Raw genomic sequence first — 13,315 nt, 5'->3', positions numbered from 1 at the left:
GAGACCGTCATGGACGGGAGGACCTACGAATACAAGCTGTTTACCCGCAGCGACTTCAGCGCTTTCTGGGCGCTTTTTACGGATAATCTTGTGAACCTGCTGATCCTGTCCGGGGTCTGTCAGTTCGTGTTCCAGATGCCAGCCGAGATCGTCTTTGGCCGCATCGTACCCGGTGCCGCCATAGCAATCCTGGCCGGTGTCGGAGTGTATACGTTTCTCGCCAAATGGGCGGCCACCAGGAAGGGCGAAGATGTCACCGCCTTGCCCTACGGCATCTCGACGCCGGTCATGTTCGTCTATCTTTTTGGCGTGATTGGACCCATTTACTGGGCCACCAACGACCCGATGCTGGCCTGGCAGGTAGGTATCGGCGCGGGCTTCATGGGAGGGATCGTTGCGGCCCTTGGCGCGTTTGTAGGCCCCTGCCTCAAGCGGATTACACCGCGCGCCGGGATGCTCGGCACGCTGTGCGGTATCGCGCTGGTCTTTATCGGCTCCGTCCCGCTGGCCGAGGTGTTTGAGAACCCGATCATCGGTTTTACCTCGTTGCTGTTCATCCTTTGGGGTCTGATCGGGCGGTTCCGCCTGCCGGGCAACGTGCCTGCCGGTCTGGTCGCGATTGCGGCGGGCACGGTGATTGCCATCATCCTTGGTGAATCGAAAATCGACACAAGCGGCATCGGCTTCTACCCACCAATCCCCTATTTCGGTGACCTAATCGCCGGTGTTCAGTACCTGTTCGCCAACCCTGAGCTGTTTCTGGTGCTAATCCCGGTCCAGATCTACAACTTCATCGAAACCATGAACAACGTGGAATCCGCCGAGGCCGCGGGCGATCACTACCCCGTCGGGCTGTGCCAGGTAACGGATGGCGCGGGCACGATGCTGGGCGCGCTGTTTGGCTCTCCATTCCCGACGACAGTCTATATCGGTCATCCGGCCTACAAGCGGCTTGATGCACATGCGGGCTACATCGTGGGTGTGGCCGTCGTAATCGCGGCTGCCGCTTTCTTGGGCTTCCTGTCCTTCCTTGCGGGTCTTGTCCCGATTGCGGCTGCGGCGCCTGTTCTGGTCTTTGTCTCGGTCAGCCTGATCACCAATACGGCCTGGGCGGTGAAGCCGATGCACATGGCTGCGGTCTCCTTCGCGATCCTGCCACATATCTCGGCCTTCCTGATGGTCAAATGGGGGTCGCTGATGAACGCGCTGCGCAGTAGCGGTGTCGAAGGCCTGCCTGCGCTGGGTGACGAAGGCCTGACCGCGGCGCTGTTGATGGAGGGTGCTCATTACGAAGGACACTTAGCGCTAAGCCAGGGTGCGATCATCACCGGTCTGATCTGGGGGGCAATTGTTGCCGACGTGATTGACGGCCGGTTCCGCATGGCAGGGGCGTTTGCCGTCGCAGGCGGGCTGATGTCGGCGGTGGGGATCATCCACTCTTACACGCTGCAGATGCCACAGTTCGACGGGATTACCATCGGCTATCTGATCGTCGGCGGGTTCCTCTACCTCTACCCAATGCTAGCCCCGAAAGAGGATCTTGAGCATCGCGTGATCGTTCCAGATGAGCCCGATCTCATCGACGACGACACACCTGCGCAACAGGCCTGACCCATGGCGGGGCAGCCTCGGGGCTGCCCCTCTCCCCGTTTTCCCATGACATACGAGACTTCCCATGACACAGAGATTGCTGCGCGGTCGTCTGCTGACCTTTCATCGTGAGCCCCAGAACGGCGAAGATACCGGCGCCTATACCTATCTTGAGGACGGCGCGCTGCTGATCCGGGACGGGATCATTCAGGACACCGGCCCATTCTCGGCGATTAGCGCAAAGGCCGGAGATGTGCCTGTAGCAGACCATCGCCCTCATCTGATGATGGCGGGTTTTATCGACACCCACATTCACTTTCCGCAAGTGCAGGTCATTGCCTCGTGGGGCGCACAACTCTTGGACTGGCTCAACACCTACACATTCCCAGAAGAAACCCGCTTTGCCTCGGACGGACATAGCGCGACCATGGCGCGGGCGTTCTACGACCAGCTGATCGCGCATGGCACAACGACGGCGGTCGCCTATTGCTCGGTCCACAAAACCTCGGCTGACGCGTTCTTTACCGAGGCAACCAGACGCAACATGCGTATGCTCGGAGGAAAGGTCCTAATGGACCGCAACGCGCCCGAGGCGCTGCAGGATACGCCGCAATCCGGATATGACGACACCAAAGCTCTGATCGCTGACTGGCATGGGAAGGGTCGCAACGGCTATGTCATTACGCCCCGGTTTGCGATCACCTCGACCCCGGACCAGATGGCCATGGCCCAAGCGCTGGCGCAAGAGCATCCCGACTGCCACATCCAGACACACCTGTCGGAAAACAAGGACGAGATCGCCTTCACCAGACAACTCTACCCGCAAGCCCGTGACTATCTGGATGTCTATCAGTCTTACGGTCTGCTGGGACGAAAAACCCTGCTCGGGCACTCCATCCATCTTGAACCGCGCGAGATCGACGCACTTGCTGAAACCGGCGCACATCCCGTGTTCTGCCCGACCTCGAACCTGTTTCTAGGCAGCGGACTGTTTGATCATGCCGGGCTGAGCGCGCGCGGAATCGCCAATGGGATCGCAACGGATGTCGGTGCAGGCACCAGCTATTCAATGCTGCAAACCCTAAACGAAGGTTACAAAATCTTGCAATTGCAAGGGACAGCCCTGCACCCTTTGCAAGCGTTCCATTGGGCAACACGTGGCAATGCCTGCGTTCTGGGTCTCGAAGACAAAATCGGCACGCTCGCCCCGGGAAGTGAAGCGGATGTCGTTATTCTGAACGCACGCAGCACCCCGGCCATGGCTCTTCGCATGGACCGCGTGGAAAGCCTAGCGCAAGAGCTTTTCGTTCTGCAGATGATGGGAGACGACCGCGCGGTCGAGGAAGTCTATGTGTCGGGGACACCCAGCAAGGTTGCAGGGCCGCAACTTGAACGAGCCAAAGTCCCTGCCTAGCGGCACCTGGAACACGGGCCTATTTCCAGCCCGCAACGGTCTTTGATTGAAAGCCCCGATCAGTCGACATTCTCGATCCGGGCTAGACCCTTCAAAACAACACGTCCAAGCCCGTTGCCGCGCAAGGCAAAGAGCGCAGGATGCTTCTGGTCTCCAAAAGATCCTTCGGGTTCGACTACAAATTGGTCTGTAATCCGTCCTTACGCACTTCGAGTAACAAGGCAGGTGACGGCAAAATCCTCTGACTTGGCTGCGAGTACCAGTGTTTTAGGTTAAAACGCGGGTCTGCAAGGAGATTTGATCTTCTCGCAGCCACCACTTCCAATCCTTCAACTTGCGGTGTGGAGTTTCGATTTGTTTGCTTGGCTTCTGCCTGCGTTTTTCGTGATCCCAAATCTACGCCTCAAACTTCAAGGCGATGCTTTTTTGCGTCGCAACGCTTTGACAGCAGAGGATGAGCCCTTTCGAGATATCTCCGTCTTCGAGTGCAACGCGGTTCCGCATATGGACGGCCCCTTCGGTAAGGCGGGCAACACAGGCACCACAGACACCGGACTGGCAACTGTATGGTGGATCTAAGCCTTTCAATTGGGCAGCTTCCAGTATGGTTTGACCCGCAGCCACCGGTACGTCATGCCATGCACCATACAGATTTATGCGTGCTGTCGCCGCGACCCCCGACGCGCTGAGATCGGGTTTGACATCGCCGCCAAAGCTTTCCGTGTGAATACGATCGTCTGGCACGTCCAAATTCTTAAGCGCCGCCCGCAGGTCCGAGTTCATGCTGCCCGGACCGCAAATCCAGTATTGCGTGTCCTGCGCCACCGGTGGGGTCTCGGCAATAGCGGCCTGAACAGCGTTTGCATCCAACCGACCCGTGCGCCAAGGGCTGAACCAACTGAGCAATGACGGGTGTGACAGAACATGTCGCACAGAAAAACGTTTCGGGTATCGCGCTTGAAAATGCTCCAACTCGTCCCGAAAAAGGATGTTGTTCGCGTTGGTATTGCCAAAGATCAAATGGGCGACGGAATGCGGCTCGTCCGTCAAAACGGCATTGATCATCGCGTATAGAGGCGTGATGCCACTGCCCGCGCCAAAGAAATAGTGCGTGCGGCGTTTCAAGGCTCCCGGCGTTAAGGTGAACTGTCCAAAGGGGCGCATGACTTCGATGGTATCCCCTACCGACAGAGCATCACCGATATGGTTCGACACGATCCCGTCTTTCACACGTTTCACAGTCATGCGCAGTGCGGATCCAGGAGGGTTGGAGATCGTGTAGCTGCGCCTATGCTCCTGTCCTTCGATCAGAAATCTGACCGTCAGATGTTGTCCTGCCGTCCATTTAAACAGATCAGCCAGTCTGGCAGGGACATCTAAAGTGACACTTGTGGCTACACCGCCGATCTCTGTGCGGATGTCAGATACGGTCAATGGATAGAAGTCGCGTCGCATTAAAACACCCAATCATCGGTAGTCATATGTGGTGGTCAATGAGCGGATCACCATCCCGCCAAGGTAAGGTTCAAAGGCAAACTCATCTGTTTGACGCATTTTTCCTTCATATCCCTGCCAATCATATTCAACATCCGTAACCGCGGTTACGTGGTGGACCTCATCTTCAGTGCGGGTGGTCATTTTAGGCTTGGATCGCTCAGTTTCCTTGTAGTCCGCCAGATCCTTGGGGAGTTCAGCATCGGTAGCGGCGGTAACGTCCCCCACACGGTAAGTGAAGACATCATCTTCCTGCCCGGCACCGTATTTGAGAACGATCCGATGAGTAGCTTCGGGATGCCAGATTTCCCACGTAGCCAGAAGGCTATCTTCGTCTTGAGCCGCTAGGACACGGGCAGAGATCTCCTCAGGCGTTTCTGCTTGCGCTGTCAGCACCAAAGCCGACGCGATAGCCACGCCAATTAGGGTGGCTTGAACGGGTGTCATAATCCATCTCCGCATTGTTCAATCAGCCTTCATGAACTCCAAAACGGCTTTCTGGTGCTGGGTAATCGGACTTTCACCAATACCGGCCGGGCCGATTTCCAAGTAAGGGCTTTTCAGTGACTTCTGCTGTTGTTCGCAGGCATAGATATCCTCGGTCGTGAAGTCTCCGGATGCCATCGGATCGTCTTCGCCTGCGACATCGGCCCCTTGGTACTTCGCACCGCCAAAGTCCTTCCAAAAGCCCCAGCTTTTCCACTGCTGTTTCTGAAACGCCCAATCAGATGCATTGGCCAGCTTCGTGCGGTTTTCGATGCGGGTCAGGTCCGGCGCCAGTGGCGTTATGATAAACAGGTTCCAGCTTTCCTCACTGGCCCCGATACCAATGCCGGGAAAGAGCATCGGAACCCAGGCGCCAACATGCGGTTTTGGGATCGCGCGCGGCATCGGCAAATTCGTCTCGTGATCCTTGGCATACTCCGCTGAAGGCGGCTCCCAAAAATGATAGTGCGGCCCCTTCCACCCGTATTCTGCCTTGGCATGATCATACATATGCAATGTATTCGAATGCAGGTGGCTCAGGTGATAGACGTCGATGTAATTCTCGACAACGATCTTCCAATTGGCCTTGATCTCATAGGTGTTTCGGCCTTCGCTGTACTCTACCAGCTCCTCAGGTTTGTGCGGACCAAGGAATGGATCGACCTCGCCGAACCATTCCGCAAGCGTGGGCGCGTTCGGATCGGGATGAACGAACAACATACCGCGCCAGACGTCTACGCTGGCCGGTTTGAGGCCAAGGCAGGATTTATCGACACCACCGGGAAATTCCGACGCCTCATCGGGGACGGAGATTAGATTTCCTTCCAGATCATAGGTCCAATCGTGGTAAGGACACGTCAGCGCCTTTTGCGTTTTGCCGACTGCGCGGATCAGCTGTGTCCCGCGGTGGCGGCAAATATTGTGAAAGGCCCGCAGCCGGTGATCGCGCCCCATGACGACAAACAGGTTGTTCAAACTTGCCTGCACCGACAGATATTGCCCGGGGCCTTCGATATCCTCAACCAGTCCCGCAAAACGCCAGGTGCGTGAGAAGATTTGTTGTTGTTCACGGTCGAACCAATCCTGCGAGGTATAGGCTTTGACAGGCAGGTGATGATACATTTTGGTCATCTTTATCCCTCAGGTCATCAGATGGGCGTATTGCGGAAAAAGGCTGGCGGCGAGCATCATCAGTCCCGACAAAGCCCAAAGGCAGACTATGGCCCAGAAAAGAACTGGATCGTCGTCTCGGTTGATCTCGAACACCAGAAAAGCCTGGCCATTCAGGATGGTCGGAATGGTCCACCACAAGAAAAGCAGCCCCCAGACCCAGTAGTAACCCAAGACCGCGGCAGCCAACAGGACAGGCAGAGCGATATAGTTCGCGGTTCTGGCGTAGCTCATCGCTCGACCTCCAGCGTAGAGGCCAGCAAAGACGCCGCCAGTTTCAACTCCGCGCGCCAGACTTTGGGCGGCTCGAGTGGCGACAGGGCATCCATGCTGACAAAGATTGCGGAAATACCCTGAGTCACGGCACGAATGCTTGCATCCGGCGCGTTAGGGGCGGCGCGCTTCAGGACATCCTCAACCACGTCAAAGAAAGCACTTAGGCTGTCCATAAGATCCTGCCGCAATTCGGGGCGATCCGGAACAACTGTCACCAGCGCCTGATACGCCAACATCAACCGCGGATCAGTTCCGCTGTTTTCGGCAAAAAGAGCGTTCACAAGATCGGTTGGCGTTGCTCTATCTGGCAGGGCGTGTCGCAGGCCGTCCAGTGACATAGCAAAGCCTTCAAGGGTGTACTCGGCAAGTGCGGCAATCATTTCGTCCTTGTTGCCAAGATAGTGGCGCAGCAGTGGGCGCTTGACGCCAGCTTCCTCTGCGATCCGTTCCTGGGTCGCGCCGTCAAGGCCGAACCGCGCCACACATGTGAGGTACGCATCCAGGATTTCCTGAGATCGTTGGTCTTTCAGAGATGGTCTTGGCATTGCGGCCCCGTAGATTGTCATTTATGACAAATAATGATTGAAGATTGTTTGTCAACTATGACAATCTACTTTGAGACCAGCGTGTGAAAAGAAACTGTGTTTCGGAGTGGCTAGATTGAGGGGCCAGCCACCATCCTCTGCGTTCGCAAGCGCGACAGTCCGCCCCTCAACTTTTTCAACAGGACCGCAAACCGGTTCGGGGAAGAGTGTTCGGTCCGGGCAAAATGCCCACAAAACACCGTCACAACGACTCGATGTTTCCCAAAAGAATAGAGGTCATATCCACCGCAAACGAACCGTCTTGGACAGTGACATCCATCTGAGTGTCATAATTCACCGCATTTCGCGTTATCCCCGAGAGGTCGGCATCCGCGTCTAGAAAAACCCACTTGGCCGGATATGGAGAGCTTTGTCCGACCGCCGCCTGCAAGATGGAGAGCGCGTCCAGTGCGTTGACGGCTCCATCCTGGGTGATATCAGCGGCAATCAGGTTTTCTGGGGCCGCCGGGCCCCATGTCGGATCCAAACCAACCGAGATGCGCAGAACCTGCAACGCATCCAAGGCGTTGACCCGTCCGCTCGCCGTTGAATAGGTTTTGACGACCTCCAGCTCTCCGACCAACGTCCCGTTCGGAACGTTCAGATCGAAGCGTCCGGTCTCATCCGTGGTTGCGGTGACGGGGCCGCCTCCGGTCGGAGTGAACTTGACCTCAGCATCTGCAAGGCCCGGATTGGCGGCCTCAGAATCGACGCTCACGCGGCCCTGAATACCGTCCGAGCTTGCAGGCTCCAACCCGCCGAAGGTGCCGAAATCCACGGGGATGTGATCTGGCTCGCCAAACCCGGAGCCAAAAACTTCTTCTTTCGTCAACGGCGTGCCGGTTGAGGAAATCACGTGGACGACCTCATTCAGATACTGGATGTCGGCCCCTTGGGATGTGGCAGTAAAGGTCAATTGATCGGGGGTGCGCAGCAGTAGATAGTCGAACATGTCCAGCCGATCGGTACCAGCTTCGAAATCCGTGATCGTCGTGGGGTCACTACCATATTGCATGACGAAGATATCGGCTCCTGCCCCGCCTGTCAGCGTCGTCTCACCACTCCCTGCAATGAGGATGTCATCTCCCTCCCCGCCAGACAGTTGGGCATCCAGCACCCCCGCGCTGAGCATATCGTCCTGCGCCGTGCCCATAACCGGCCCGCTACCGTCCAGGACGGCACCGAGATTTGCCAAAGAAACGCTCAGCTGCGTCAGTCCGGGATCCTGCTGCGAGGTTGCAAGCACCTGAAGCTCATCACCGATATGGGCGAGGCTGAGGGTCTGGACATTCCCCAACCCGCTATCCAGCGTGTCGGCAAAGCTATCCAGATAGACCAGCTTTCCATTCGGGGTCAGCGTGAACAGGCTGACCCCATCGTCGGACCCGCCTGCCACGATGAACGCACGACCATTCACCTCGATCACCGACAGGTCCTGCACGGATTCAAACCGGGTATTCAACGTATCAAGAACATGATCCTTGGGGATCAACCGACCATCGCTGCGCAATCCCATCACGCTGAGGGAATTGCTGCCCGACCCCGCCACGATGACCCAGGATTGCCCATAGGCCTCGACCACTTCAATCGCCGTGGGCGTAGAGATTCCCATCGTTGAAACAGCGGCACTGTTGTCCAGAGCGCTGAGGCTGCCATCGCTTGCGGAAACATCAAACACGGCAATTTCACTATTTGCAGCGTTCGCGGTGATCACGAATTGCTCAGACCCGACCGTCGCAGCATGCATCGAATCGGCTTGGCCAGAGAGCAGCGACACGACCGAAAGCGTGCCGTCTGGGTTGATCTCATAGCTGCCGATCTGATCGGTATCTTCATGCGCAAGGGTCAGATAGCTTTGCCCTCCGACGTCCAGTTGCGCCATCGCCGAGATGTCTCCGCCACCGACGAGCGCTCCGGTTTCCTGCAGATCGCCAAAGGTGCCATCCGCGTTGAGCGTGTACCCCACCAAACCCGTTGCATTGTTGATATCAAGGGCCAGTTGGTCTTCAGCGCCCAAGGTGATTGGCACACCCGTCCGCCCCACCTGATACAGGATCGGACCGCTATGATAGACCGTATCTACAAGCTGCGGCCCAGCCCCTTCCGTGAGGCGCCAAGCGGCAACGCCACCGAACGGACCGGTGACGGAATAGAGATATGTATCCCCGTTAAACGTTTTTAAAGCCGTATCGCCGATACCTGAATCGAGCGCCGGGCTTCCCGTTGCAACCACAGTTTCGAATTGAAGCATCACCTTGATCACCCCCAATGCCACCCCTGGCAGTGACCTGAGGATGATCTGATGCCCAGACCGAAACAAAAGCGGGAATGTGGTGAAAACGAGGAGTTCGGCTTCAGTTTAACTCAATTTTTCCAGGTTCGCCCGCGGTGGCAACCGGAAGGCAAGACAGATGAAGAAAGCGTCATGTCGGGGACGGCCTTCCCAGGATCGCGGACACCAAATCTGAGGGGCAAGACGATGAAGACACCTGAGCGCCATACTGATACGCCAGCCGATCTTTCAGGGGCAGACCGCGATCGCCACAAGCGCTCGTGGATCGAACGCAATCTGCGCAAACTATCCGGGCGCGGCATTGCGGGCGGTTTGGTGTCGACCTTGCTGGCCCTTCCGGCTTTTGCGCAGGCGACGGTTGAGGAACTCTATGCTTTCCAATTCGCGGATACGATCCCGGGTGTGAAATCCGCCAAGCTGATGGACAACGGGGATGTCCTTCTGAAAATGCTCGATGGGCGCACGATGGTAGTTGCGGCTGAACATGTTCAGGTCCTTGAAAGCGGCTCGATCATGATCGCCGAGGCGATGGTTTCGCAGATCGTCGAATTCAGCGCCGTCGCCGAGGCCGGAGCCGCCTCAGCAGCAGGTGGTCTGGGCGGCATGGGTGCCGCGGCGGCGGGTATCGGTCTCGCCGGTGCTGCGGCGGCAGGTGGCGGCGGCGGAGGCGGCGGGGACGATCCAGCCCCTACGCCAAACTTCCCGACGCTGAATTTGGCAGAGTTGCAGGCCACCTCCCTCAACAACACTCTGACCAACGCAACTGCGCCGGACGATGCGACCTCGGTCGAGGTTACGATCGGCTCCGTGACCAAGACCGTGACACCGGATTCCGAAGGGAACTGGACCGTCACCCTCACAGCGCCCGAGGCGAGCGCCCTGGCCCAAGGCCAGTCCACAGTGACCGTTCGTATGCTTGATACCTTTGGGGACGAGATCTCCGTATCGACGGCAACCGTGGTCGTAGACACCATCCCACCAACACTAAGCATTGACAGTTTCTCGGATGGCGCCGTCATGAACGCCGCCCAGCAGGGAACAGATCTTGTCGTAGGTGGTGCGACAGACGCAGAAAACGGGCAGTCGGTGAGCGTCACTCTGAATGGTCAGACTTACACCGGAACGGTGTCCAACGGCCAATGGTCGGCAACCGTTCCAGCCGCCGATCTGGCAGCCTTGTCGGATGGGGCAACCATCAGCGTGACAGCGGACGTTTCGGATCGCGCTGGCAACACGGCCGTTCAAGCCAGCAACAGCTTCGATACGGACTTCACGGCTCCAACCCTCACGCTCGATCCGGTCGGCGGAGGGTCCATTGACCTTATTGATGTAACCGGCGATCTGACCGTGACCGGGGCGACCTCGGCTGAGGACAACCAAACTGTAACGCTTGTATTGGATGGGCAGTCCTTTACCGGCACGACACTGGGCGGCAATTGGTCTGTCACTATTCCCAACGCGGATCTTGCCGGGTTGACGACGGGCACTCCGGCAGAAATCAGTGTTACGCTCGCGGATGCGGCTGGCAACCCGGCGACCACCGTGACGGCCACGGTGCCCGTCGACCTCTCAGGCCCATCCATTGCCATTTCGCCCTTGTCCGTAGGTGATATCCTGAACGCTGCCGAGGCCGGTTCAAACCTTGCCATTTCAGGCACAACCGGAAATGTTGGCGACAACCAGAAGGTTTCCGTCACGCTGAACGGCCAGACCTATACGGACCTCGTCTCTGGTGGCTCTTGGAGCGTTACCGTACCGACCGCCGATCTAGCATCTCTGTCCGATGGCGGCGATTTTACGATAACAGCCAATGTGTCTGACGCGGACGGGCTGGCTGCGCCCCAAGCAACGGCGCAATTGACCAAGGATGTCAGCGCTCCGACGGTGACCATCGACAGCTTCTCGGACGGTGCTGTCATGAATGCGGCGGAGCGCGGAACCGACCTGACCATTTCGGGTTCCACCTCAGCTGAAGACGATCAAACCGTAACCGTTGGGATGAATGGGCTCACCTACACCGCCGAGGCTTCGGGCGGGTCGTGGACCGTTACCGTACCAGCCGCTGATCTGGCACTCTTGGCAGACGGAGCAACAATTGCCGTGACGGCAGATGTCTCGGACATCGCCGAAAACCCGGCTGTTCGGGCGACAGGCAGCTTCGATACAGATTTCACTGCTCCAACCATAGCGATCACGGGTGTTTCGGACGGCTCGATCATGAACGCCACCGAGCGGGCAACAGATCTGACCATTTCGGGCACAAGCGATGCAGGCGTTGGGGCTGTCGTGTCTATCACGATCGCCCGCGCCGACGGCACGGTTGACATCAGCGAGACGACAACCGTCACTGGTGGCAATTGGACATTGGTGACAAATGCGTCCGATCTTTTGGGGCTTCAGGATCAGGAAAGCTATACCATCACCGCGACCGTGGCTGATGCAGCTGGAAATACGTCCCAGACCACAATGGGCTTCATAACTGATTTTGCGGCACCCAGCATTACCCTCGATCCACTGTCCATCGGATCAGTACTGGATGTCGTGGAACGTGGGCAGGACCTGACGGTTTCAGGCACAACAACGGCCGACAACGGAGACACTGTAACCATCAACTTGGACGGCGAAACCTATACAGCCACCGCAATGAACGGAAGTTGGAGTGCGGATATTCCAACCAGCGATCTCACAGCCTTGGCAGACAGCGCTAGCTTCCAGATCTCGGCATCGGTTGAAGACGCTGCAGGCAATACCTCCAACGCGGCAACAGGATCCTTCTCAACCGATTTCCGACCATCCTTGAGCCTCGATTCGATTGGAACCAATGGGGCGATCTCTCTTGCCGATGCGCAAAGTTCCGGGATTACAGTCAGCGGCTCTTCGGTCGGTCTGGTCTCTGGGCAGACAGTAGATATCCTGTTGGGCAGTACATCCGTTGGCACCGCGACTGTCGCCGCAAATGGCACATGGTCTGCGCCTATCCCAGCCTCCGCTTTTGCCGGCACGACGGCCGGGACGAATCTGAGTTTCTCGGCAGAAGCAACAGTGTCCGGAGGGCCTGATCCCCTTCCGGTCAATGCTGACGCCACAGCTCATACGCCCGCAGCCTATGTCATCTCGGAAGTCGGCAGAAGCAGCTCAACCGTCCAGTTCGCGGTTTATTCGGAAGCCGACCGCGATCTGTCGAGCGGGTTATTTGTCGACATGCGATTGGAGTTCGACCCCGCTCACGTCACCTTTGACAGCGGCTCTATCATATTCAACGGGCAATTGCCTCTTGCCGTGAACGCAGCCAACCCCAGTTTCGTCAACTTCGCCGGAGCAACGCTGAGTTTTTCAGACATTTCGGCGCCTCTGGTGCAGTTTTCCGTCGACATTCAGGATATCAATCAACCCTTTGAGCTGAAGATCGTCACGCCAAACGGAGGCGACTCTGTCTACCAATCAGGGACGACCACTGGCGATGCCATAAACGCAAGCAATGTGGATACGATTATAAGGGGTGGTGTTGGTGACGATATGATTGACCTGACGAAGGCTGGCCGAGACATCGTTGTGTTCGAAGCAGACCCGGCGGCCAATGGCACGGATATCATCACGGGGTTCAACATCGGAACTGCAACGGACGTCGCAGATGCCCTGATGTTCCAGGGCCTCGACGTCGCCACGTTGCGAGGCACGGGAGTGGACGTGGAATTCGTGAGCCAAGGTGACAATCTGGGAACAGATACAGGCTTCATCGGTCTGACGACAATCCTCGGCGACCTCGCGGCCAGCACCATTGAAACTGCATTGGAGAGCCTAGTCGGCGCGCAAGCCGGAGACGAGATATATGCCCTGACGACCGATGGAATCGACGCCAAGCTTGTTAAGGCTAACTTCTCTGCATCAAACGACGTCACTGTCGATACGCTCGCAGTGTTCGATGGTCTGAATGATCTGAGCAGCCTGAGCGCAGACAATATCCTCCACACCGATCCCACAGGTGCCTCAGCCTGATCCTTTTCGAGG

At 57.4% G+C, this 13,315-nt stretch carries 9 protein-coding genes; 3 read left to right on the top strand and 6 right to left on the bottom strand.

Translation table 11 applies throughout. From position 1 onward, the window contains the following. The first annotated feature begins 9 nt into the window (after nt 1–9). Together ACR0AI_RS07025 and guaD are read left to right on the top strand one after the other, a co-directional pair. Nucleotides 10–1,611, top strand: a complete 1,602-nt coding sequence (locus tag ACR0AI_RS07025) for a xanthine/uracil/vitamin C permease (RefSeq protein WP_480672719.1) — start codon at nt 10–12, stop codon at nt 1,609–1,611. 64 nt (nt 1,612–1,675) lie between these two features. Continuing rightward, nucleotides 1,676–3,004: a guanine deaminase gene (gene guaD / locus ACR0AI_RS07020; RefSeq protein ID WP_480672717.1), complete on the top strand. Its 1,329-nt coding sequence runs from the start codon at nt 1,676–1,678 to the stop codon at nt 3,002–3,004. A gap of 396 nt (nt 3,005–3,400) precedes the next feature. Here the strand turns inward: guaD and ACR0AI_RS07015 are convergent, their stop codons facing one another. The 6 genes from ACR0AI_RS07015 to ACR0AI_RS06990 form a co-directional block, all read right to left on the bottom strand. Then, complete coding sequence (locus ACR0AI_RS07015) at nt 3,401–4,459, bottom strand: 2Fe-2S iron-sulfur cluster-binding protein (protein ID WP_480672715.1); 1,059 nt, start codon at nt 4,457–4,459, stop codon at nt 3,401–3,403. Nucleotides 4,460–4,471: 12 nt separating this feature from the next. Further along, nucleotides 4,472–4,945: a hypothetical protein gene (locus ACR0AI_RS07010; protein ID WP_480672713.1), complete on the bottom strand. Its 474-nt coding sequence runs from the start codon at nt 4,943–4,945 to the stop codon at nt 4,472–4,474. An 18-nt stretch (nt 4,946–4,963) separates the two neighbouring features. Next, on the bottom strand, nt 4,964–6,115 hold the full coding sequence (locus tag ACR0AI_RS07005; RefSeq protein ID WP_480672711.1) for an aromatic ring-hydroxylating oxygenase subunit alpha: 1,152 nt from the start codon (nt 6,113–6,115) through the stop codon (nt 4,964–4,966). Nucleotides 6,116–6,124: 9 nt separating this feature from the next. Continuing rightward, nucleotides 6,125–6,388 carry a hypothetical protein gene (locus tag ACR0AI_RS07000; protein ID WP_480672709.1) on the bottom strand — a complete coding sequence of 88 codons (264 nt, stop codon included), beginning with the start codon at nt 6,386–6,388 and terminating at the stop codon, nt 6,125–6,127. Continuing rightward, nucleotides 6,385–6,975, bottom strand: coding sequence for a TetR/AcrR family transcriptional regulator (locus tag ACR0AI_RS06995; protein ID WP_480701283.1), 591 nt, complete (start codon nt 6,973–6,975; stop codon nt 6,385–6,387). Before ACR0AI_RS06995 ends, ACR0AI_RS07000 begins: the two co-directional genes overlap by 4 nt. A gap of 241 nt (nt 6,976–7,216) precedes the next feature. After that, nucleotides 7,217–9,265, bottom strand: a complete 2,049-nt coding sequence (locus ACR0AI_RS06990; protein WP_480672705.1) for a dockerin type I domain-containing protein — start codon at nt 9,263–9,265, stop codon at nt 7,217–7,219. A 228-nt stretch (nt 9,266–9,493) separates the two neighbouring features. Here ACR0AI_RS06990 and ACR0AI_RS06985 point away from each other — a divergent pair, with 228 nt between their 5' ends. After that, nucleotides 9,494–13,303, top strand: a complete 3,810-nt coding sequence (locus tag ACR0AI_RS06985) for a beta strand repeat-containing protein (protein ID WP_480672703.1) — start codon at nt 9,494–9,496, stop codon at nt 13,301–13,303. Nucleotides 13,304–13,315 lie beyond the last annotated feature (12 nt).

It is taken from the genome of Ruegeria sp. BG3 (assembly GCF_056538485.1).
The sequence above is the reverse complement of the archived record's forward strand: the minus strand, read 5'-3'. Positions and strand labels throughout refer to the sequence as shown.